Below are 23,240 nucleotides of genomic sequence, written 5' to 3' on the forward strand. Positions count from 1 at the left end.
AACGTTTCGGCATGGCCTGTGGCATTCTCCTCATTACTCATCCCGGCATCGGCGCGGCGTTATTGAACGTGGCGACGGGGCTGTTGCGGCATTTGCCGCTGAAGACCGAAGCATTCGATGTACCGCTCGATGCAGACCTGGACGCCTTGCTGCCCCAGGCGTCATCGGCGATGCGTCGGGTCGACAGTGGCGACGGCGTGCTGGTCATGACCGACCTGTATGGCGCCAGCCCCAGCAATCTCGCCAACCGGTTGGCCAAGCTGGGCACGCCGGTTCGCCGGGTGTCCGCGCTGAGCCTGCCGATGCTGCTGCGGGTGATGAACTACCCCGAACAAGGTTTGCAGGAGCTGCCCGCCACCGCGGCGGCAGGCACCCGCAACGGAGCGATCATCGACGATGCTTGAACGCGAACTCATAGTTTCCAACCGACTCGGACTGCATGCGCGGGCAACCGCCAAGCTGGTGCAGACGCTGTCGTCCTATCGCAGCAACGCCACCCTGGCGGCCAAGGGCCGCGAGGTGAATGCCAAGAGCATCATGGGCGTGATGTTGCTGGCCGCCGGCCAAGGCACCAGCGTGGTGGTGCGCCTGGATGGCGAGGACGAAGCCGAGGCCTTGCAGGCGCTGGTGGACCTGTTCGAGCGTCGCTTCGACGAGGACAGCTGAGCATGCGCCACCTCGCTGCGGTGCATACGGACACCACGCGGCTGCGCCAAGGCCGCGCATGAGTCTGCGCTTGCGCGGACACGGTGCCTCGCGCGGCAACGCACTCGGGCGCGCACGCGTGCGCCAGAGCCACATGCTGGAAATCGCCGAGCAGCGCGTGCCCGCCAACCAGGTGGAAACGCAGCTGCAGCGTCTGCATGTGGCCATCGAAGCGGCACGCACCGAAATGCAGCAACTGCGCGACCGCCTGCATGGCGCGCTGGCGCGCGAGGTCGGCGAATTCCTCGAGCTGCATGCATTGCTGCTCGACGACCCTGAGCTGCTGCAAGGTCTGGACGAGTTGATCCGCACCCATCGCTACAGCGCCGACTACGCCTTGCGCGTGCAGCGCGACCGGCTGGCGGCGGTGTTCGACGGCATGGAGGATGCCTACCTCAAAAGCCGCATGGACGATCTGGATCATGTGATCGGCCGCATCCACGCGTTCTTGCACAAGCGCGCGCCCGACCTCAAGGGCGTGGCCGGCGAGATTCTGGTCTGCGACAACGTGGCGCCGTCCGAACTGGCGCAGCTGCAATCGCAGGGCGTGGTCGGCATCGTCACCACCGCCGGCAACACGCTGTCGCATAGCGCGATCCTGGCGCGCAGCCTGCATTTGCCGTTGGTGGTGGGTGTGAGCGATGCGCTGCAGCGCATCGACGATGGCGATGTCTTGATCGTCGATGCCGGTTCGGGCCAGGTGATCGTCGATCCCAAACCCGAACATCTGCGCGACTACCGCGAGCGTCTGCGCGCGCTGGCCAAGGAACAGCGCGAGCTGGGCCGGCTGCGCTCCAAACCCACGCGCACGCGCGACAACGTCGATATCACGCTGCTGGCCAATGCCGAATCGCTGGAAGACGTGGCCAAGGCGCATGCGCTCGGCGCCAGCGGCCTTGGCCTGTATCGCACCGAATTCCTGTTTCTGCAGCGCAACGAGCTGCCCGACGAAGAGGAACAGTTCCACACCTATCGCGACACCGTGCTGGGCATGAGCGGCCGCCCGGTCACCATCCGCACGCTGGACCTGGGCGCCGACAAGGCCGACCGCACCGGCCTGACCCTGAGCGACGAAGACAACCCGGCGCTGGGCTTGCGCGGCGTGCGGCTGTCGCTGGCCCGCCCTGCGGTGGCGCAGGCGCAATTGCGCGCGATCCTGCGGGCCTCCGGCTACGGGCCGGTGCGCATTCTGGTGCCGATGGTCAGTGGCCGCGAGGAAATCCAGCTGCTGCGGCGACAGATCAAGAAGCTGGCCGTGCAACTGCGCGAACAAGGCCACGAGATCGCCGAGCACATTCCGCTGGGCGCGATGATCGAAGTGCCGGCTGCGGCCCTGGCGCTGGACTGCTTTATCGACGATATCGATTTTTTGTCGATCGGCACCAACGATCTGGTGCAGTACCTGCTGGCGGTGGATCGCAACAACGAGGCCTTGGGCGAGTTGTATTCGCCATTGCATCCGGCGGTGCTGCGCCTGATCGCGCAGGTGATCGCCACCGGGCGCGCGTATGGCAAACCGGTGGCGGTGTGCGGCGAGATTGCCGGCGACCCACGCTTCGTGCCGATGTTGCTGGCGTTGGGGCTCACCGAGTTCAGCCTGCATCCGGCCACGTTGCTGGAAGTGCGCCGTGCAGTGCGCGACATCCACCTTGGCGAGTTGCGCGTGCAGGGCGAAAAATTGCTGCGCGCACGCGACCGCAAGGGCATCGAGAAGTGGTTGGCGACCGTTGCGCAGGGTTTGCTGCGCTGAGAGCACCAGTAAACCTGCTGCGCTCACCGCCAGACGGGTACAGCCGATACTCGGCATCCTCATGTATCGCGGATAGACGTCGGCTCCGAGCGCGCCGTCCCTTCTCCAGCTGACGGCCGCTCGCCAGGTTTTTTCAGCCGCTCCGGCTTGGCGGCTGCATCGCGCAGGCGATGTTCAAGCGCGTTGCGCGCGGCACTGTATGTTTCGTCACCATGCGCAAGCGATAATGCCGTGCTGACTCAGCACCGCGTCCTGCACTAGGGACGTGTCTACTTTTCAAGGGAGCTGCGCATGGCCGAAGCCGTCCGCCACGACAAGACCGCGCGCCAGCTCCGATTGCTGTCCGACGCACTGGATAGCGGGCGCCTAGGGCCGGTGCGCCGGCTGGTTAACACGCTGGCACCGGCGGAGATCGGCAACCTGCTCGAATCGCTGCCCCCCGGCAAGCGCGAAGTGGTGTGGGGGCTGGTCGACCCGGAAGACGACGGCGAAGTGCTGCTGCATGTCGGCGACGAAGTGCGCGAAAGCCTGCTGGCCGACATGGACACCGACGAGATCGTGGCTGCGGTCGAAGACCTCGACATCGACGATCTGGCCAATCTGGTCGAAGACCTGCCCGACACCGTCATCGACGAAGTGCTCAAGTCGATGGATCGCGAAAACCGCGAGCGGCTCGAGCAGGTGCTGTCGTATCCGGAAGACACCGCCGGCCGTTTGATGAATCCGGACGTGGTGACGGTGCGCGCCGACGTCAATGTCGATGTGGTGCTGCGTTACTTGCGCCTGCGCGGCGAGCTGCCCGACCACACCGATCACCTGTACGTGGTGAGCCGTCGCCATCAATACCTGGGCCGCGTGTCGCTGGCCGCACTGGTGACGCATGAGGACAGCACGCCGGTCAATCGTCTGATCGACGACGAACAACCGGCGATCGATGTGGGCGATGGCTCCGACGAGGTCGCACGGCGCTTTTCGGATCACGACTGGATCTCTGCGCCGGTGGTGGACGACAACAACATCCTGCTCGGCCGCATCACCATCGATGACGTGGTCGACATCATCCGCGAGCAGGCCGAGCACCAGGCCATGAGCGCGGCCGGCCTGGACGAAGACGAGGACATGTTCAGCCCGGCGCGGCGCGCGTTCCGCCGCCGCCTGATCTGGCTGGGCATCAACCTGTGCACCGCGTTCCTGGCCTCCAGCGTGGTCAGCGAATTCGAAGGCACCATCGCCAAGCTGGTGGCGTTGGCGGCGCTGATGCCGATCGTGGCCGGCATGGGCGGCAACGCCGGCACCCAGGTACTGGCGCTGATGGTGCGCGGCCTGGCGCTGGGCCAGATCGGCTCGTCCAACGTCATGACCCTGCTCAAGAAGGAACTCACCGTGGCGCTGATCAACGGTGTGGTGCTGGGCGTCGGCCTGGGCCTGATCGTGCTGGTCTGGTTCCGTCAGCCGATGCTGTCGCTGGTGATCGGCACTGCGCTGACCTTGAACATGCTCACTGCAGCGTTCGGCGGTGTGCTGGTACCGGTGACGTTGAAACGCCTGGGCTTCGACCCGGCGCTGGCCGGCGGCGTGATTCTGACCACGCTGACCGATGTGATGGGCTTCTTGAGCTTCCTCGGCCTGGCCACACTGATTCTGCTGCCGTAGCGCGGGCTGTGCACGTTGGGATGAAACTGCAACACAAAATCGCCGCACCGCGACATGCCAGCGCACCTGCGTGCGGCGATACTGCAGGCATGTCATCGGTTCGGTCAGGAGTGCTGCGTGATTCGTCGCTGCCTTGTTCTTGTGGTCTTCGCGCTGGTGCTTGCCGGCTGTTCCAGCATGGGTGAGCGCCACCACGATGCACGCCGTGGCCACTTCGTCACCCGCACGCTGGAGATCGAAGGACGGCTGTACCGCTATCAGGTATTCGTGCCGGCCTCGAAGATGCCGCAACCGCTGCCCATCGTGCTGTTTCTGCATGGCTCGGGCGAGCGCGGCGACAACGGGCGCGATCAGGCCGAAGTGGGCGTTGGTCCTCACCTGAGCGAACACACGGCCGAGTTTCCCGCGTTGGTGGTGCTGCCGCAGGTGCCCGACGACGAAGAGTGGCTGGGCGTCAATGCACGCATGGCGATCGCTGCACTGGATGCGACCAGCGCCGAGTTCGCTGCCGACCCGCAGCGCACCTACCTCACCGGCATCTCGATGGGCGGCTACGGCGCCTGGGAAATCGGGCTGATGCAGCCGCAGCGTTTCGCGGCGATCGTGCCGATCTGCGGTGCGCTGAAGGCACCGCGCGACGAGCGCCGCACGCTGTACGTCAGCCTGGTGGCCAAGGAAGCCGACCCGTATACCGCCGCGGCCACCCAGCTCAGGCACGTGCCGATCTGGATGTTTCATGGCGCCAGGGACGATTCGGTACCGCCGCACGACGACCGTGCGCTGTATCGCGCCGCCAAAGGTATCGGCGCCAATGTGCGTTACAGCGAATATCCCGAGGGCAACCACAACACCTGGGACGCGACGTACGCGGATCCGGCGATGTGGGAATGGATGTTCAAGCAGCGCCTGCGTTGACACATGACACAGCGCAACGCCGCCGCATCTCCCATCAATGGTGATACCCGGTGTCCGCCGTGACCTTGCCGCGGAACACGCGATACGACCACACCGTGTAGCCCAGGATCAGCGGCAGCAACACCACCAGGCCGACCAGTGCGAACATCTGCGAAGACGGCGGCGCAGCGGCCTGCCAGATCGTGTAAACCGGCGGCACCAGATACGGCCACATGCCCAGCACCAGGCCCGCAAAACCGAGCACGAACAAGCCCATCGCCAACAGAAACGGCGGCGTATCCGGCCGCCCCGCCTCGGTCGAACGCCAGAGCGCGAACCCCACGAGGGCGACCAGCACCGGCACCGGCATCAGCCACAGATAATGCGCGCCGCTGAACCAGCGCTCCATCACATGCGATTGCAGCGACGGCAGCCAGGCGCTGACCAGGCCGATCAAGATCAACACGCTGATGGTCAGCGGCCGGCTCAACTGACGCGCGAGCTGTTGCACATGGCCTTCGGTCTTGAGGATCAGCCAGGTGCTGCCGAGCAAGGCATAGCCGAACACCAGCGCCGCACCGGTGAGCATCGCGAACGGACTGAACCAGCCCCAGATGCCGCCGACATAGCGGTCGTTCTCGATCGGCAAGCCCTGCACCAGCGCGCCCAGGATCACCCCTTGCGCAAAGGTGGTCAGGATCGAGCCGGCGGCAAAGGCATTGCTCCACAGCCGCCGCGAGCGCTGCGCCTTGAAACGGAACTCGAACGCCACCCCGCGGAACACCAGCGCCATCACCATCAACAACACCGGCAGATACAGCGCCGACAGGATCACCGCATACGCCTTGGGAAACGCAGCCAGCAGCCCTGCTCCGCCCAACACCAGCCAGGTTTCGTTGCCGTCCCAGATCGGCGCGGCGGTGTTCATCATCAGATCCAGTTGCGTCTCGTCCTTGCGAAACGGCGCCAGGATGCCGATGCCGAGCACGAAGCCATCCAGCACCACGTACATCAGCACCCCGAAGCCGATCACCGCGAACCACGCCACCGGCAACACACTCGTCATGTCCATCATGCGGCTCCGTCGATCGGTTCATCGGCCGCTGACAGCGGCCGTGCAGGCGTGTGCTCGCCGTGGTCCAGCTGCGGCGCGTCGTGCGGGGTCGGCCCGATCTTGCCGATCTTGACCAGGTACCAGATGCCCCAGCCGAACACGAACGCATAACCGGCCACGTACACCGTCAGCGAGATCGCGGTCATCAGCGTCGACTGCGGGCCCACCGCGTCGGCGGTACGCAACAGCCCATAGACCACGTACGGCTGACGACCCATCTCGGTGACGAACCAGCCCGACACCAGCGCGATGAAGCCGCTCGGCAACATCCAGCGCCAGGTCGCCAGCAGCCAGCGCCACTGCAGCAACTTGCCGCGCCACCACGCGAACGCCGACACCCAGGCCACCAGCAACATCAACGAGCCGACCCCCACCATGATGCGGAAGGCGAAGAACACAGGCGTCACCGGCGGGCGATCGGCCGCCGGCACCGAGGTCAATGGCGCGATGCTGCCGTCCAGGCTGTGGGTCAGGAGCACACTGCCCAGGCGCGGAATCGCCACCTCGTAATCGTTATGCTCTGCCTGCGCATTGGGCAGCGCAAACAGCACCAGCGGGAAACCCTTGCCCTGCTCTTCGTCATGCCAATGCGCTTCGATCGCCGCGATCTTCATCGGCTGGTGCTTGAGCGTGTTCAAGCCATGCATGTCGCCGACGAAGATCTGCAGCGGCACGGTGATGGCCGCGAAGGCCACCGCCAGCTTGAGCATGCGTAGGCCGGACTCACGATGCACGCCGCGGTGCAGATACCACGCACCGACCGCACCCACCACAAAGCAGGTGGTGATGAACGAGCCCAGCGCCATATGCGCAAGCCGGTACGGAAACGACGGGTTGAAAATGATCTGCAGCCAGTCCTGCGGATGCACAATGCCGTCGACCACCTCATACCCGGCCGGGGTCTGCAGCCAGCTGTTGGACGACAGGATCCAGAATGTGGAGAACAATGTACCCAGCGCCACCATGCAGGTAGCGAAGAAGTGCAGGCGTTCGGAGATACGCCCCCAGCCGAACATCATCACGCCCAGGAAACTGGCTTCCAGAAAGAACGCGGTGAGCACCTCGTAGCTCAGCAGCGGGCCGATCACGCTGCCGGCGATGCGGCTCAGCTCCGGCCAGTTGGCGCCGAACTGGAAGGCCATCACGATACCGCTGACCACGCCCATGCCGAACGACACCGCGAAGATCTTCTGCCAGAAGAAATACAGCTCGCGCCACACCGGCAGGCGGGTGCGCAGCCAGCGCCATTCCAGAAAGGCCAGCAGGCTGGACAGCCCGATGGTGAATGCCGGAAACAGCACGTGGAATGCGATGACGAACCCGAACTGGATCCGCGATAACAGCAAGGCATCCATGGAGAGCCCTCCTGGAAAGTGAGGAAGCATCTGCGCGCAGACGGCAGGTCAATCGCCACAAGACAGTGCGGTGTTCGATCGCGACGTCTGCGCTACGGAATCATCATAAGGACGGTCGTGCTCGTTCCCGATGCGACACGGCGTCGCATCTGCGGCAAATTGCCGCGCTTGCGCTGCAACGCGATGCTACGCCTGGCTTGCGATGCAGCACGGATTTCCTGGGCGCGAATGGGATCGCAGCGAGGCTGTTGCAGCAAGCCGCCACGTCGCTGACCAGCGCACTGAGCGCAGTCGAGCCGACCGTCGACAGTAACCGCGCGCGGATGCCTGCCGACGACGCGGGCAGCGCCGCCGCGTCCCCGACGGCCGTCACCGTAAGGCACGCAACACCGCAGACCTACTCTCTTACTTTCCCATCCGAATGCAGGTGTACTGGAAAACGCTACGGCCGCGCCCGCTCCCAGACCCGTAGGAAATTGCCGCTATACACATCGACGATGCGTTGGGTGGGCCAGCCGGCATCCATCATCGCCTGCGTGAGCCTGGGCAGATCCGCACCGCTGCGCATCCCGGTCGGCAAGCTGGAAATGCCGCCATCGAAATCGCTGCCGAAACTCAAGTGTTTCCACGGATCTTCGACAATCCCCATGTCGGCGATCTGTTGGGCGAAGGCTTCGTAATAGCCGATGACAAACGCCAGATCGGCATCCATGTTCGGCTTGCCGTCCGCCAGATAGGAATGCTGCAAAAAGTAAGGCGCCAGAATGACACTGATGCAGCCGCCGGTCTGCACGATGGCGCGGATGGCCGCGTCGTCGAGCCCGCGGTCGAGATGGCGCGACGGCCGCGTCTGCGCACCACGGGTGATGCTGCGCGATGCGCCATGCGAGGCGAAGGCCGGCACGTTGCGGCGCGCGCAAATGTCGCACGCATCGAGTATTCCCTGGCTCGACGTATGCGAAAGATCCACCAGCAGTCCAACCTCGATACAGCGCTCCACGACCTCCCTGCCGAACGCCGACAGCCCCGCGCCCTCGATCCCGCGCCATGGATTGAGCGGCGCATAGCCGGACTGGGAGATGTCAGTATGGCTGAAATGATTGAGCGTCACATAGGCGGCCCCGGCCTTGGCAGCGATGCCCAGGCGCTCCAATCGCAGCGCCTGGGTGCGGATGCCGCGTGGACCAAGCATATGCGCGCCTTCCAGCGACAAGATGGCGCAGCAAAGACCCTCGGCCCGAATCGCGCGTAGCTCAGCGGCGCTGCGTGCCAGCCGCATCCGACCGTTACTTGCCGCCACCACTGCCTCGACATAGCGCTGGTGATCCACCCAGTGCTTCCAAGGGTCGAGAAAAGGCGCGCCGATGAGGTTTTCCCATAACGCGTGGGCGCTGAAACAGGCGCCGCCATAACCGCCCGCGAGAAAGTCCGGACCACTCACGTGGTGCATCAGCGGTTGATTGCGACCTCTCGGCGAGGTTTTGAACATCAGCCAGATGATCAGCGAGCGCCGATGCGCTTTCCAGTCGCCTTTCCAGAAATCGTAGCCGGCCACGCGCGACAGATACAGGGAGTCCAGATGCGTGTCGACTGGATAGGCCAGCGCATGCACTGCATCCAGCGTGTGGGCGGCAGGCAAGGCAGCAGAATTCTCGGACGAAACGGCATTCATGCACGAACCCCGGCAATGACTCCTGAAACAATCAAAGAATAAAAGCGGCCATCAAAACTACTAGCGGTTACGTTTTGTTAGCCACTTTAAAACGATGCATTTTTATCGTTATTGATTAGTAATTAGATATTCTCTAATCAACGTAATGCAACGGACAGCAGCGACCAAAGGACAGTAACTGAACTGGATCAGCAGATCCAGAAGATCGCCTGTCTGACAGCAAGCAAACCGCAAGATTGCTAGCGTGTTTCTCGTTTCGACGGTGTGCACGAGCGCACTGCCGCCTGTTTACGCTGCTGCATGATCATGCGCTCCGCACGTGGACCCGGATGGTCACGTCCGGCCACGGACGCGTCGCGCCACTTCGCTGACCACCGCAATGACCGCAGTCAAACCGACCATCGACAGGAACTGCGCGCGGGTGTCTGCGGACGAGGCCAGCAGCACGAAGATCACCGCCAGGATCGCCAGCGCCAGCAGGGTCAGAAACGGATACCCGCGCATACGGAATGGCAATGTGATGCCGGCGCGGTCGGCGCGTGCGCGCAGGATCAGCTGCGACAGCAACGAGATCGTCCACACCAGCAGGCAGGTGGCACCGACGATATTGAGCAGCATCGGCAACACCTTGTTGGGATACAGCAACTCCAGCGCCGCCGCCGCGAAGCCGAACAACACGCTGGCGATCACCGCCACCAGCGGCACTTGCTCGCCGCTGGTCCTGCCGAGCAGGCGCGGCGCTTCGCCGCGTTGTGCCAGCGAAAAGATCATCCGCGAGGCACCATATAGATTGGCGTTGAGCGCCGACAACAAGGCCACCACCGCGACCAGGGTAATGGCGGTGGCCGCGCCGGGGATGCGCGCCACCTCCAGCACCGCAGCGAACGGCGAGCTGAGCGCTGCGCTGGTCCACGGCACCACTGCCACGATCACGCTGATCGAGCCGATGTAGAACACCAGGATGCGCCAGGCCACGGTGCGAATGGTGCGTGCCAGGCTGCGGCCCGGATCGGCGGTTTCCGCGGCGGCCACCGCCACGATCTCGGTGCCACCGAAGGCGAACACCACCACCAGCAACGCCGAGCCGACGCCCACCAGACCCTTCGGCGCGAATCCGCCGTGCTGGGTGAAGTTGGATAGCCCCGGCGACACCACACCCGGCAACCACCCCGCCAGCAAGGCCACGCCGATCAGCAGGAACACCACGATCGCAACAACCTTGAGGATGGCGAACCAGAATTCGAACTCGCCGAAGTTGCGCACGCCCAGCAGATTGATCGCCGTAAAAGTGGCCATGAACACCACCGCCAGCAGCGGCACCGGCAACGCCGGCCACACCGAGGCGAGCAAGCCTGCCGCACCGACCGCTTCGGCCGCGATCACCACCACGATCTGCAGCCACCACAACCAGCCCACTGTCGCACCGGCGGTCGGCCCCATCGCATCGGCCGCATACACCGAAAACGCGCCACTAGTCGGCTTGGACGCGGCCATTTCGCCCAGCGCATTCATCACGATGATCACCAGGGCTCCGGCGATTAAATACGACACCAGTACCGCCGGCCCCGCCGCGTGGATGCCCACGCCCGAGCCCAGAAACAGCCCGGCACCGATCGCCGTACCCAGGCCCATCATCATCAATTGCCGCGGTTTCAGCGCATGGCGCAACGCGGGCGCGGCGGACGGAGCGTTCTCAGCAACGGGATCGGTCGGAAGCGGCATGGACGGGCTTGAAGAGATGGAATCGCGACACGATACCGCGTCGCGGCGCCTGCCGCGCCTCTTGACGCGGGCCTGGCGAAAGAGTGGACAAGCCAGGCAATCGCGCCTTGCCTCATCGTATCAGCAGGTCGTTCGCACTGGCCTCCAAGTGCGTGACACGCTCCAGACCTGCTTCACTGCACGCAGCTGGTGGGCAAATCCGCCGCACGCTGCATGCCGCATACAAAGATCCCCGGGCAAGCCGGGGATCTTTGTCACTGCAACGTCTTGTGGCCGATCATTCCGCCAGGTTCTTGCCGGCACCCGCAGTGGCGATCACCTTGGCCTTGACCTGCGCGGCCGGGGTGATGCTGTAGGTGTAGCCCAGCGGTTCCGGGAACACCTTGGTGGTGATCCAGTTGGTGGCGTTGGCGTAGGGCTTGCTGCCATCCGGCGTGCCCCAGGTGATGCCGCTGCCGACGTAGTTGTTGATCAGGTCCCAGTAGCCGATCTCGCTGCTGTCGCGCGAGGTCACCGGGTTCTTGATGTTCTCGAAGTAGTTGGATTCGATCTTCGCCACGCCGCCCATGCGCACGTTGATGCCGGAGGTGGTGACGTTGTTGAAGTAGTTGTTGTAGATATGGCTCAGCCCGCGCCGCTGCAGCGGCACGCGCGACTCGACATTCTCGAAGCGGTTGTGGTGATAGGTGGTGCGCGCGGCCGAGTTCTTGGTGTCGCTGTCGCTGAATCCATTGAGCGCGACCTTTTGATAGTTGTAGACGTGGTTGTAGGACACGGTGACGTGGTGCACGCCCTTCTTCATGTCGATGCCGCCATCGAAGGAGGCATCGCCGGCACCGGAGCACTTGGTCAACGAGGCGAACACGGTGTTGTGATCGACCCAGATTTTGGACGGCGAGCCGCTGGAATTGCCTTCCAACGAAATCGAATCCGCATCTTCGCCGCCTTGCAGCAAGCCGATGGTCATGTTCTGGATGATGATGTTGTTGGCGTTGCCCACTACCCACACACCGAAGTTGGCCGCCGAGCCATTCGCGCCCTTGATGGTGACATCGCTCTTGTTCTTGATCTGCACGGTCTTGGCCGGCAACTTCCACTGCGCGCAGACGTCCTTGATGGTGCTGAAGTCGAACTTGCCGGTGTAATTGAGCACCAGCCCGCCACTGCAGGAATAGCTGTCAATGGCGGCCTGCATCGCTTCGAAGGTGGCGACGTTGACCGGGGTCTTGTTGCCGCCGCCAGTGGTGGCGGCACCGTACCCGACCGGGCCGGCGATGGCACTCGCGGCGCAAGCGGACAGTGCAAGCGCGAGTGCGCCATTGAGTGTCTTGATGATCATGCAGCCTCTCCCAAATGAAATCGAAAAGCGATGCGTGGCGTCGGCGCGATTGCATCGACGGTGGCAAAGCGGTGCGTGGGGGCCGCATTCTTCGCGCGGTTTAAAACATAAAACAATTATCCATCTCTGAAACTTTGACGCAGCACGGTGTTCTCCTCGCAGGACATGCAAAAGAGACAGCGAGAGACACGCAGGACAGGACACTGCGGTGATGTGCGCGATGTTTTTTCTATGTATGCAAACGCATGCCGATGCTGTGGTTGCTCACACGCGTGTTCACTTGCGCGTGGTAATGGCAAATGCGTTTTTCAAGCATGCACGCGGATAACAAGGTGCTGTGCGTGGGAAGCAGCACACGACCGCGCTGTCGAAGTTGTCGGCAAAATTGTCGGCGATATCGACGCGCAGCAGCAAAAGCGCTACCGCATTGTCATGCGTGCAGATTGGGCGCTATGACGCGCCGCCTTGCTGGTGATGGTGCGTGATAAGGCATGCGAAGCGAAAGCAACGCAGCTAACGCGCAGTCGGCACCCGAAACGCTAGGGAGTGCCATGCCGAGCACGCTCAAGCTCGCATCCAGGCCCTCACACGCACACACACGCCATCAACTCACACAGCGCGGTTGGCCAACACCGACGCGTGCACCAGTTGCTCGCCGGGCCATGGGGTGTGATCGTCGAGGAAGTTGCCGACCAGCCGCATGCAGGCTGCGCGCTCTTCCACGTGCGGCATATGACTGGAATTGGCGAACACATGCCACTGGGCGTCCGGGATCAGGCGTGCGTAAGGCTCGACGGTTTCCGGCGTGGCCTCATCGTATTTGCCGGACAGCACCAGCGCAGGCGCTGTGATGCGATGCAGGCGTTCGATGATGCTCCAGTTGCGCAGGCTGCCCACCACATGGAATTCGGTCGGGCCGTTCATGGCGTGATAGACGGTGGGGTCGGCATCGATGGCGGCGAAGGTGCGCGCCACTTCCGCAGGCCATGGCAGCAGGCGACACACATGCTGCGCATAGAACGCCTGGCTTGCAGCGAGGTAGGCTGGGTGATCCAGCGTGCCGGCGGCTTCGTGCTCGTCCAGTGCCGCCTGGATGTCCTCAGGCAGGCGCGCACGCAAGCGCAACGCGGCAGCGCGCCACAAGCCCATCGATGCCGGCGAGTTGGCGATCACCAACGCACGCAGACCGGCCGGCCGGCGCACCGCATGTTCGGCTGCCAGCATCCCGCCCCAGGATTGCCCCAGCAACGCGTACTGCGACAGTCCAAGCTGGGTGATCAGGGTGTGCAGCTCATCCAGAAACAGCCCCACCGTCCAGAAGCCGGGGTCGGCATTGGGAAGATGGGTGGACTTGCCGTTGCCGAGTTGGTCGTAATGGATGACCGCGCGGCCATTGGCAGCCAGGTCCGTGAAGCTGTCCACATAGTCGTGGGTGCAGCCGGGGCCGCCGTGCAGGACGATCAGCGGGCAGGCGTCACTGCGCAGATCGCCGGTGATGCGGTACCAGGTACGGTACCCACGGAATTCGACGTAACCCTCAGTGGACTGCATGACCTGCGCCTGCCTACGGCAATAGTGAGCGCTCAGCCTAGCGACCCGGCCCGCGCGCGCTAACTGGTAAAACTCTCAGGTTCGCAGCAGTTTCAGATGCGCGGTTGCGCGCGCCATGGTGTGTGAACCAGGCGACGCATCCAGCCCGCCGATCGCACGCTGCGATCGATAGCCGCAGGCTTGGTTTACGGCTCCAGCAATCGATAATGCATCCCGCGCACCACTGCCTCGACGCGATTGCGCGCACCCAGTTTGCGTGCGGCCGAGTTCAGATGCAGATTCACCGTGGCGGTAGAGCGATTGAGCGCGGCCGCGATGCTTTTGGCGGTCAGCCCTTTGGCCGAGTACTGCAGGCACTCGCGCTCGCGGCGGGTCAATGCGATGTGGTGACAGCGGCGTTCCTGCGGATCCAGCAGTTCCTGCGCGCGGGCCTGAAACGCGTGTGCCAGTAACAAGAATGGCGACAGCTGCGCTTCGGCCAGCCGTGGTGCCTCGGCCGCAGCCGCATCGACCGCGCCACTGAAGGTCGCGAATGCACCGCCAGGCAAATGCAGGGGCACGGTGACACCGGTTCCCATGCCGCTATCGCACAGATAACGCGTCACCTGCCGATGCTGGCCGCCGACATATTCCACACCTTCCTGATCGCCGTCGGTACGGTACGACCACACGAACGGCGTCATGCGCCGCGTCGCACGCTGCTGAACAGGGTCATGTTGGTAGTAACCGTGCTCGCACCAGACGTGCCGCATGTCGCCCGGCGCGTTGCGCTGCATGAACACCGATGGCGTGATCAGCGCGCCCTCCATACTCAACGGGACCGGCGCGTAGTCGTAGACCAGCGACTGGAATCCAAACGCACAGACGTCGCGAAACACTCGATCCAGGCAGGCATTGAGCGTATGCAGCGCCTGCAAATCTCGGCCCAGGCTGGCCAGCGTGTCGAACATGGTGGGTCCTTCGATGACAGCAGGTGCCGCTGGACGACATCCAGCATGGAAAACCTAGCACTTTTACCAATGGATGGGCTTGCCGGCCACATTATCGTCACAATGCCGGTCAGCTAGCTGCAACGCAGCATTCATGGACAAGCGCCCCACCGCGCCTGTCGTGCGACCCGGCCTTCCTTTGAGCGGATACCTGCATGACCGACACACCACGCCGCGACGACGCGGCCACGCTGGAACGCTTTGGCTACACCCAGGAGCTCAAGCGACAGCTCACGCTCAAGGATCTGCTGATCTACGGGCTGGTGTTCATGGTACCGACCGCGCCGTTTTCCATCTTCGGTGGCGTATTCGATATCAGCGCCGGGATGGTGCCGCTGACCTACCTGGTCGGCTTCGTGGCGATGCTGTTCACCGCCTTGAGCTACCAGCAGATGTCGCAGGCGTTTCCGGTGGCCGGTTCGGTGTATGCGTACGTGGGGCGCGGATTGAGCAGCGGCATGGGGTTTCTGGCCGGCTGGGCGATCCTGCTCGACTATCTGTTGGTACCGACGCTGCTGTACGTGGTTGGCGCCAATGCGATGCACAACGTGTTGCCGGCGGTGCCGCAGCCGGCGTGGATCGCGTTTTTCGTGGTGCTCAATACAGTGGTCAATCTGCGCGGTATCGAAACCACTGCGCGGGCCAATCGTTTCTTTCTGTATGCGCAGTTGCTGGTGCTGGCGGTGTTTGTGGTGCTGGCGAGCCTGGCGATCCAGCGCGGCGTCAACGGTGCGCACTGGAACCTTCGTCCGTTCTACAACCCGCAGGCGTTTTCGCCGCAGCTGATCTTCAGCGCGTTGTCGGTGGCGGTGGTGTCGTTTCTGGGCTTCGATGCGATCTCCACGCTGTCGGAAGAAACCCGTGGCGGCAACCGGGTGGTCGGGCGCGCCACCTTGATGGCGCTGCTGATGGTGGCCGGCCTGTTGGTGCTGCAGACCTGGCTGGCCGCATTGCTGCAGCCGAACCTGCAGCGCTACCCCAGTGCGCAGGCCTCCAACGATGCGTTCTTCGAGATCGGCCGGCTCATTGCCGGGCCGTGGCTGCAGATCGTCATCGCGCTCACGGTGGCGATCAGCGCCGCGATTGCCAATTCGCTGGTTGCGCAGGCGGCCACCTCGCGCCTGTTGTTCGCCATGGCACGCGACCGTCAGCTGCCGGGGTTCTTGCGCTACATCCATCCGCGTACCGGCGTGCCTCAGCGCGCCATCCTGCTGGTGGCGGGTTTGAGCATGGTGTTGGGCGAAGTGTTTGTCGGCCAGATCGCGTTGCTGTCCTCGTTGTGCAACGTCGGCGCGCTCACCGCCTTCATCCTGTTGCACGTTGCGGTGCTGTGGCACTTCCGTGGGCACGACCGCAGCCTGCTATTGCATGGTGCGACGCCGTTGATCGGCATCGTGATCCTTGGCTACGTGTTGATCAATGCCGACCGGCACGCTCAACTCGGCGGCACCGCGTGGATGGCGGTGGGGCTGTTGGTATTGGCATTCCTGAAAGTCAGCGGTCGTTCCACCGAGTTTCGCGCCAGCGACGCGTTGCAGTAATCGCTGCTGCGCAGGGAGTCCGCCGCATGCGGGACTTACGGCGCTATTGCAGGCGATCGCACCGTGCACCGATTGCCCACCTTGGCGGTCGCTGGTCGACCTGTTTTGTTGCCGCCATTCTGGCACTTGTCCGCTTTCATCCACTGACAACGCACACGCTTCGTGGCCACGCGTGCCGACAGGTGCAAATGTGTCTGTATGTTTATTGATCTTTGATCTCTGAACGAGATTTTCAGCACATATTCACCTCTGAACATTCGCTAGCCTCGTTCGGCGCCAACGCTGGCGCTCGGTTGTTGTGGCCCCCGCCGCAGCTCACCGGTCCATGACGACAAGGACTACCCATGAATCGCAAGAATGCGTTGTACCTGGCGCTGTTTTCCGCCCTTTCCGGCTCCGCACTGGCAGCGCCGCCGACCGAGATGGACGCAGCGCCGGTGAGCACTGCGCCGCAAGCGGCCAAACTTGGCGCGGCAACATTGCAATCGGCAAGTCTGCGTGGCGGCATCCTGCCCACGCGCGTGGTGCAACTCACTGCGCCCACCAGCACCGAGATCGGTCGCGTGCGTGAGCGCCGCATTGCACAGGTCAAACATGGGCAGCCGTTGCAGATCGGTTTTTCGCGCGCAGTTGCCAAGCCTTTGGTGAATCTGCGCACGCTCGATTGGCAGATGGCCAATGATGGATCGCGCGTTGCAACCCTGAAGGTCAGCTCTGCACAGGCGGCCTCCCTGCGTGCATCGTTGACCTTGCGTGGTGCCGGCGCAACCCCGGGCGATCCGTCCAAGGTGACGCTGCGCTTTGCCGGCGACGACGGCCGCGTGTTCAAGCAATCCGGTGCAAGCTTCGCTGCCGGCGGCAACGACATCGGTTGGTCGCCGACTGTGAGCGGCGAGAATCTGTTGGTCGAACTCTCGCTGCCGGCCGGCCAGTACCCGGAGAACTTCAGCCTGAGCATTCCGCAGCTCTCGCATCTGGATATCAGCCCCACCGCCAGCGCGCGCGACATGATGACTATTGCCATTGGCGAGAGCGATTCCTGCCAGAACGATATCGTCTGCCGCGCAAATCCCACCGCCGGCTTCACCAGTGCGGCCAAAGCAGTGGCACGCATGGTGTTCACCACCAGCCAGGGTTCGTTCCTGTGCACCGGCACCTTGCTCAACAACACCAACTCGCCCAAGCGCAATCTGTTCTGGACTGCGGCGCATTGCATCAGCACGCAGACCGTTGCCAACTCGCTGCAGACCTACTGGTTCTACGATGCGGCCAGCTGCAACGGCAATACCGCCAGTTCGCAGGCAACCACGCTGACCGGCGGTGCGTTCCTGCGTCACGCCAACACCACACGTGACACCGCGTTGCTGGAGCTGAAGACCGCACCGCCGAGCGGCGCGTTCTACGCCGCCTGGAACAGCGCGGCGATCGGTGCGACCGGCACTGCCATTGTCGGCATCCATCACCCGTCCGGCGACGTCAAGAAGTACTCGCTGGGCAGCGTCAACGGGCTGAATACCTCCATCGACGGCAAGAGCCCGCTGTACCGCGTGGTCTGGAACGATGGCGTGACCGAAGGCGGCTCGTCCGGCTCGGGCCTGTTCACCGTCGCCAGCGGTGGTGCGTACCAGCTGCGCGGCGGCCTGTATGGCGGCTACTCGTTCTGCAGCGCGCAGACCGATCCGGACTACTACTCGCGCTTCTCGGACGTGTATTCCAGCATCTCCACCTACTTCGGCCCGTAAGCGGTTGATGCACGTGGCAGGCGGTGTCTCGCCTGCCACGTGCAGCTGCGCTTGGCGGGTGTGCAGCACTTCATCTGCATCGGCTTGATAAGGCAGACTTGGCAGCTCGTCCTTCACCTGGATCGGCATGCCCGTTCAACGCAATCGCTCTCTCATCGCCGCACTTGCACTGGCGACCTTGTCGCTGCAGGTCACCGCCAGCGCAGCCGGCAAGCCCGCCAATCGCGAAGAGGTCAAGGCATACGCGCTGCAGCTGTGCCTGGACAACAACTACGAGCGCAGCGGCAAATATGCTTCCGATCAGCTGCGCGATCGCTCGTATCTGCTGACGACCTATGCGCTGGACAATGCCAAGGCCGGCGCCACCGACCGCCTGCATCGCTATGTCGCCGAGCAGACGGAGGACTTTTATCGCGCCGAAGTGCCGATGAAGGACGAAGCGCGGCGAGGCCCGTTCAACAGGATCTTTGCGCAATGCATGGGCTTCTATCGTTCGCCTGCACTGAGCGAGTTCATTGCGCAAACACTCTGACTTGTCTTGCGTCGTCGCACGCCTGACGGGCTCGCGCTAGTCTGATACAGCCCCAGCACACTTACTCGATACGTCGACAGGAGCCGCAATGCCCGCACCTTCTACACGCCGTTCCCGTCGCGAGGTGCTGCGCATCGCGCTGGCTGCGGGCACGCTGAGCATGGCAAACCAGCTCGGTGCTGCAATCCGCGGCGGGCAGAAGGATGCAGATTCGTCATCGGATCCGCTCTCGCCAGCGCCGTTCCCGGCCAACGGCAGCGTGCTGGTCCTGCTCGGCACCAAGGGCGGCCCGACGCCCTCACCGCTGCGCGCGGCAGCCGCCAATGCGTTGGTCATCGACGGGCAGCCCTACCTGATCGATTGCGGCAACGGGGTTGCGCAGCAACTGGCCAAAGCCGGCATCCGCCTGCCTACGTTGCGCGATATCTTTCTCACCCATCACCACTCCGATCACAACGCCGACCTGCTCAACGTGGTGTGGCTGGCATGGGCAAGCGGGCTGCAGACGCCGGTGCATCTCTACGGACCGCCCGGTATCGCAAGGATGGTGGATGCGTTTGTCGAGATGAATGCCATCGACATCGATGCGCGCATTCGTGAGGAAGGCCGCCCACCGTTCAAGCAGCTGATCAAGGTGCACGAGTTCGACCAACCCGGCACGGTGCTGCAGAACGACCAGGTCACCGTCACCGCTACACTGGTGGATCACTACACGCTCAAACCTGCATTTGCGTACCGCTTCGCCGCGCGCGACCGCACGGTGGTGTTCTCCGGCGACACGCGCTATCTGCCCGCGTTGGCCGAGTTCGCAAAAGACGCCGACATCCTGGTGCACGAGGTGATGTATTTGCCCGCGCTGGAAAAGATGCTCAAGACCAACGATAACGCGCCGACCTTGCTCGACCATCTGCTCAAGAGCCATTCCACCAGCGAGGAGGTGGGCAAGATCGCTGCAGCGGCCAACGCAAAGATGCTCCTGCTCAATCACTTCGTCCCCGGTGGCGACCCGGCGATCACCGATGCGATGTGGAGCGAAGGCGCGCGCAAACACTACGCCGGGCCGATCGTGGTCGGCAAGGATTTGGTGCGGTTGTAGCTGGCCAGATGGGCACTACGCCACCACCGGGCTACGCAGCCCCCCACGCGCTTGCGCCAGCTTTGCAGTACGCATCGATAAACGCCTGCTGCGATGGCATCTGTTCCACAGCGCGCTGGATCGGCTGCGCGATGCCGTCCAGCAGGCGATGCAGATCGCGATCGGACACTGCGCGCGCCAGCGGGTGATGCTGCGCAGGGATGAGGCCCTGCCCCATCAATACATGCGTCCAGGAGTCGACGCGAAACAATTCATCGGCGCCTTGCCAGGCATGCGCACGTTCGCGCCAGGCGCGTAGGCGCAAGGCGAGCGATTCGGGCAGTTCCATCTCACGGCATTGGCGCCATAGCGGTTCGTCGCGCTGGGTGGCGTGGTAATGCAGGATGATGAAGTCGCGCACGTGTTCCATTTCGGCGCGGCTGATGTCGTTGAACAGTTGCACCTGCGAGGGTGCGATGCCGTCTGCGGGGAACAAGGTGATCAGGCGCACCACCGCGGCGATGGTGAGATGGATGCTGGTGGATTCCAGCGGTTCGATAAAGCCGCTGGCCAGACCTAGCGACACCACATTCTTGTTCCAGGCCTTGCGCCGGCGGCCGGTGCGGAACGGCACCAGCCAGGGATCCTTGAGCGCAGGCGCGGCCGCATCGCGCAGCAGCTTGGCGTGGGCTTCGTCATCGGAGAGATGGCGGCTTGAAAACACCAGGCCGTTGCCGACACGATGCTGCAGCGGAATATGCCAGCGCCAGCCGGCCTGGTGCGCGATGGCGCGGGTGTATGGCACCGGCGGACCGGCGGCTTCTGTCTGCACCGCCACCGCGCGGTCGCACGGCAACCAGTGGCTCCAGTCTTCGTAACCGGTGTGCAACGCCTGCTCGATCAGCAAGCCACGAAAACCGCTGCAATCGATGAACAGATCGCCATCGAGGACCTGCCCGTCTTCCAGCACCAGCGTGGCGACGTCCCCGCTGTCCGGTTGCAGGGTCACTTGCTGGATCTTGCCTTCGATGCGCTTGACGCCAAACGCTTCGCTGCGTGCGCGCAGAAACTTGGCATACAACGCCGCGTCGAGGTGGTAGGCGTAATTGACCGCAGGCTCGCGCAACAGTGCGAAGCGATCCACGCGCGAGGCCACGGTTTCCAGACAGTAATCGCCGAACGTGCCAGGCATGCCACGCCGCTGACTTTCCAGCCATAGATGGTGAAAGGCGCACACCAGCGTGCTTTGCCCGGTGATACCGAACGGATGGATATAGCGCTCGCCCTGGCGACGCCAATGCTCGAAGAAGATCGACAATTTGAAGGTGCCGGCCACTGCGCGCAGAAACTCCTGCTCGTCGATCTGCAGGAAACGATGAAAGGTGCGGATCGGCGGCACCGTGGACTCGCCCACGCCCACGGTGCCGATCTGCTCGGACTCGACCAGGGTGATCTCGAGCAGCTCGCGGAACTGGTGCGACAGCGCGCAGGCAGCGATCCAGCCGGCAGTGCCGCCACCGACGATAACGACCTTGCGAATCGGGGCCTGGGTCACTGCGCACTCCTGTGGGATGCATTTAGGGCGGTATGGACCATCAGCGGTTGAGCTTGCCGATCAGCATCGCGCGCAGCTGTCGCGCGAGGATCGGGTCGATCGGGCCCAACACGTGTCGCGCCTGTTCGGGCAGGTGTTCGCCAGCACGCTCGGCGGGACCGAAGACGTAGTAATCGAACAAGGCGCGCCAGGCGTCTTTTTCGGACGCGGGCCGGTCGCGAATCGCCCATAGCGCGTGATACAGCGCAGGCATCGGCGCCGGCAACTGCGCGGGTGCGCTGCTCCACCAGTAGTTGACCAGCACATTGAACGGCTGCAGCGATTGCACGTGATGCCACCACATGCTGGGAATGAACAACGCATCGCCGGGTTCCAGCACGGTGGTACGCGCATGCGCCAGCGCAGCGGCAAATCGCGGATAACGCTGCAGATCCGGGTTGGCGATATCCACCATGCTCACCACCTGCCCGCCCGGCGTGGGATCCAGCGGACCGGGATACAGGTTGGCCACCTGCTCCGGCGGAAACAGCGTAAAGCGGCGCTGCCCCACTGCGCAGCACGCCAGGTTGTTGGGCGCATCGTAATGACACGAAGCGATGACGCGATTGCCGATCCAGATGCTGGGCTGTACGGCGATGCCGCCGGCGGCGAAATCAAGATCGTTGCTTGCACGCAGGCCGGGCAGGTGGTCGTCGACCGGCAACGACGCCAGATAGTACGTGGGCGGCTGCGGGTCATCGCGATGCGCGGCGATGGCCTCCAGCAAGGAGCTCAGCGTGCCACGCTGCACATCGAAATTCAGCGCACTGCAGTCGTCGGTGTAAAACGGCCGGCTGGCGATTTCCGGGCCGCCATGGGAATACTGCAAGGCATGTCCGCTGTCGTGCGCGCGCAGCACCGCCATCGCCTCGTGAGGGCTGCGCAGCCCGGCCTGCACCAGCGACCAGTCGCGTGCGATGCCACGCACTACCACTGGTTCGGCGGCGGCGCAGAGCGCAGAAAGCGGCAGCGCGTCAGGTCGGCAGTCTGTACGCTCTGCGATGGGCGCGATTGCGGCAATTGAAGACATGATGGAGGCGCTCACAGCCATGCGCTCAGGCATACGCTTCAGCAGCGGGCGCGGCCTGCGTGTGTTGCAGGCGACGTTGCTTCTCTGCCATCAGCCGACGCACGTTATGTAGCGATGCCAGCATCAAGAATGCGCCTTCCAGATAACCGGCCTGATGCAGTTGATGCAGCGCCTGCGCATCGAGCGCGGCAAGCCGCTCGCGGTCGATCGCGAACAGACCTTGCAGATGAGTGGCGTGGTTGGCATCCAGCGTCACGTCCAGCTGCACCGGCTGGATCAGGCCCAGCGCATCGAAGGCGGCCGCCATCGCCTGGCCCGCGTCCACGCCGTCGCGAATGCCACGCAGCACACTGATGATGTGCTCCAGATACGGGCTATGACCTCCCTGCGGCAGAAACACCGCCTCGCCTTCGTCGCGGCTGACCCGCGGGTGCTCCAGGTCGACATGGATCACCGGCTCCTGCACCAGGGCACCGTCGATGCGTTGCTCCTGGAAACCGATCAGAAACGGCCCCTTGGCGACGATGCCCGGCAGGTAACTGGCAGTCCAGCGCCCGTCCTGCAGAAACAGATTCTCGTCCTGTGCAAAGCCCAGCAGCGCCACCGCCTGGTAGCCGCCGGTGGCAGGATCCTTGCGAAAAAACAGCGGGTATTCGCGTTGCAGCTCGGCGAATTCGGTGACGAAGGCCGGCACCAGGCCGAGCGCGTCGCCGAACTCGGCGCCAAAGCGCAGGATGACGCGGATGTCGTGATGCGCCACGTTGTTGAGCACTGCGTATCGCGTCATCTGAAGCTCCAGCAGTGATCCGCGATGGACGACCGCATTGCGGGGATATGAATCGATCATGCGGCGACATGCGATGCCTGCTGGTGTCGAGCATTGCCAAAAAGCAGAGAGCCAGCAAGCGGCACAGCAGCATTGGTGGCAGGCCTGCACAACCGGCGTCGCGGCGATGCCCCGGCCACCATTGTGCTGGCGGCA

The 23,240-nt window shown here is 63.7% G+C and carries 18 protein-coding genes, 1 other RNA gene and 1 pseudogene; 10 read left to right on the top strand and 10 right to left on the bottom strand.

All coding sequences use genetic code 11. The annotated features are described in order from the left end of the window. The first annotated feature begins 11 nt into the window (after positions 1-11). From XcyCFBP4188_RS13840 to XcyCFBP4188_RS13865, 6 genes are all read left to right on the top strand, one after another. The gene (locus XcyCFBP4188_RS13840; protein ID WP_006451266.1) at positions 12-404 is read left to right on the top strand and encodes a PTS sugar transporter subunit IIA; all 393 of its coding nucleotides are present in this window, start codon (positions 12-14) and stop codon (positions 402-404) included. After that, complete coding sequence (locus XcyCFBP4188_RS13845) at positions 397-666, top strand: HPr family phosphocarrier protein (RefSeq protein WP_005913389.1); 270 nt, start codon at positions 397-399, stop codon at positions 664-666. Before XcyCFBP4188_RS13840 ends, XcyCFBP4188_RS13845 begins: the two co-directional genes overlap by 8 nt. 58 nt (positions 667-724) lie before the next feature. Then, positions 725-2,455: a phosphoenolpyruvate--protein phosphotransferase gene (gene ptsP / locus XcyCFBP4188_RS13850; RefSeq protein WP_043909400.1), complete on the top strand. Its 1,731-nt coding sequence runs from the start codon at positions 725-727 to the stop codon at positions 2,453-2,455. Positions 2,456-2,516: 61 nt separating this feature from the next. After that, positions 2,517-2,594, top strand: a non-coding RNA gene (locus tag XcyCFBP4188_RS13855) — sX9 sRNA. A 152-nt stretch (positions 2,595-2,746) separates the two neighbouring features. Continuing rightward, the gene (mgtE, locus tag XcyCFBP4188_RS13860) at positions 2,747-4,108 is read left to right on the top strand and encodes a magnesium transporter (protein WP_006451264.1); all 1,362 of its coding nucleotides are present in this window, start codon (positions 2,747-2,749) and stop codon (positions 4,106-4,108) included. Positions 4,109-4,162: 54 nt separating this feature from the next. After that, positions 4,163-5,023 carry a carboxylesterase family protein gene (locus tag XcyCFBP4188_RS13865; RefSeq protein WP_006451263.1) on the top strand — a complete coding sequence of 287 codons (861 nt, stop codon included), beginning with the start codon at positions 4,163-4,165 and terminating at the stop codon, positions 5,021-5,023. A 34-nt stretch (positions 5,024-5,057) separates the two neighbouring features. Here the strand turns inward: XcyCFBP4188_RS13865 and cydB are convergent, their stop codons facing one another. The 7 genes from cydB to XcyCFBP4188_RS13900 form a co-directional block, all read right to left on the bottom strand. Continuing rightward, positions 5,058-6,074 (bottom strand): cytochrome d ubiquinol oxidase subunit II, encoded by a 1,017-nt coding sequence (gene cydB, locus XcyCFBP4188_RS13870; protein ID WP_043909397.1) that lies wholly within the window; start codon positions 6,072-6,074, stop codon positions 5,058-5,060. Further along, positions 6,074-7,471, bottom strand: coding sequence for a cytochrome ubiquinol oxidase subunit I (locus tag XcyCFBP4188_RS13875; protein ID WP_006451261.1), 1,398 nt, complete (start codon positions 7,469-7,471; stop codon positions 6,074-6,076). Before XcyCFBP4188_RS13875 ends, cydB begins: the two co-directional genes overlap by 1 nt. Before the next feature lie 442 nt (positions 7,472-7,913). Further along, positions 7,914-9,143, bottom strand: a complete 1,230-nt coding sequence (locus XcyCFBP4188_RS13880; RefSeq protein WP_006451260.1) for a membrane dipeptidase — start codon at positions 9,141-9,143, stop codon at positions 7,914-7,916. A gap of 333 nt (positions 9,144-9,476) precedes the next feature. After that, entirely contained in the window at positions 9,477-10,865 is a 1,389-nt protein-coding gene (locus XcyCFBP4188_RS13885) for an amino acid permease (RefSeq protein ID WP_046932764.1), read from the bottom strand. 277 nt (positions 10,866-11,142) lie between these two features. Continuing rightward, positions 11,143-12,204 carry a pectate lyase family protein gene (locus XcyCFBP4188_RS13890; RefSeq protein WP_104592317.1) on the bottom strand — a complete coding sequence of 354 codons (1,062 nt, stop codon included), beginning with the start codon at positions 12,202-12,204 and terminating at the stop codon, positions 11,143-11,145. 609 nt (positions 12,205-12,813) lie between these two features. Then, a complete protein-coding gene (locus XcyCFBP4188_RS13895) occupies positions 12,814-13,755 on the bottom strand; it encodes a proline iminopeptidase-family hydrolase (RefSeq protein ID WP_104592318.1) in 942 nt (313 codons plus the stop codon). Between the two features lie 185 nt (positions 13,756-13,940). After that, positions 13,941-14,705: a LuxR family transcriptional regulator gene (locus tag XcyCFBP4188_RS13900; protein WP_074057357.1), complete on the bottom strand. Its 765-nt coding sequence runs from the start codon at positions 14,703-14,705 to the stop codon at positions 13,941-13,943. 194 nt (positions 14,706-14,899) lie between these two features. Here XcyCFBP4188_RS13900 and XcyCFBP4188_RS13905 point away from each other — a divergent pair, with 194 nt between their 5' ends. The 4 genes from XcyCFBP4188_RS13905 to XcyCFBP4188_RS13920 all read left to right on the top strand — a co-directional run bounded on the left by XcyCFBP4188_RS13905 (position 14,900) and on the right by XcyCFBP4188_RS13920 (position 19,655). Next, entirely contained in the window at positions 14,900-16,285 is a 1,386-nt protein-coding gene (locus XcyCFBP4188_RS13905) for an APC family permease (protein WP_104592319.1), read from the top strand. A gap of 344 nt (positions 16,286-16,629) precedes the next feature. Next, the gene (locus XcyCFBP4188_RS13910; protein WP_006449228.1) at positions 16,630-18,027 is read left to right on the top strand and encodes a trypsin-like serine peptidase; all 1,398 of its coding nucleotides are present in this window, start codon (positions 16,630-16,632) and stop codon (positions 18,025-18,027) included. A 127-nt stretch (positions 18,028-18,154) separates the two neighbouring features. Then, positions 18,155-18,559 (top strand): hypothetical protein, encoded by a 405-nt coding sequence (locus XcyCFBP4188_RS13915; RefSeq protein WP_006449229.1) that lies wholly within the window; start codon positions 18,155-18,157, stop codon positions 18,557-18,559. Between the two features lie 88 nt (positions 18,560-18,647). Further along, the gene (locus XcyCFBP4188_RS13920) at positions 18,648-19,655 is read left to right on the top strand and encodes an MBL fold metallo-hydrolase (protein WP_104592320.1); all 1,008 of its coding nucleotides are present in this window, start codon (positions 18,648-18,650) and stop codon (positions 19,653-19,655) included. Positions 19,656-19,670: 15 nt separating this feature from the next. Here XcyCFBP4188_RS13920 and XcyCFBP4188_RS13925 read toward each other — a convergent pair. From XcyCFBP4188_RS13925 to XcyCFBP4188_RS13935, 3 genes and pseudogenes are all read right to left on the bottom strand, one after another. Continuing rightward, positions 19,671-21,189, bottom strand: a pseudogene (locus XcyCFBP4188_RS13925) (tryptophan halogenase family protein). Positions 21,190-21,229: 40 nt separating this feature from the next. Beyond that, positions 21,230-22,258 (bottom strand): cupin-like domain-containing protein, encoded by a 1,029-nt coding sequence (locus tag XcyCFBP4188_RS13930; RefSeq protein WP_104592322.1) that lies wholly within the window; start codon positions 22,256-22,258, stop codon positions 21,230-21,232. Between the two features lie 25 nt (positions 22,259-22,283). After that, on the bottom strand, positions 22,284-23,045 hold the full coding sequence (locus XcyCFBP4188_RS13935; protein ID WP_104592335.1) for a SapC family protein: 762 nt from the start codon (positions 23,043-23,045) through the stop codon (positions 22,284-22,286). Between the last annotated feature and the right edge of the window lie 195 nt (positions 23,046-23,240).

It is taken from the genome of Xanthomonas hortorum pv. cynarae (genome assembly GCF_002939985.1).
Taxonomy (GTDB): domain Bacteria; phylum Pseudomonadota; class Gammaproteobacteria; order Xanthomonadales; family Xanthomonadaceae; genus Xanthomonas; species Xanthomonas hortorum_D.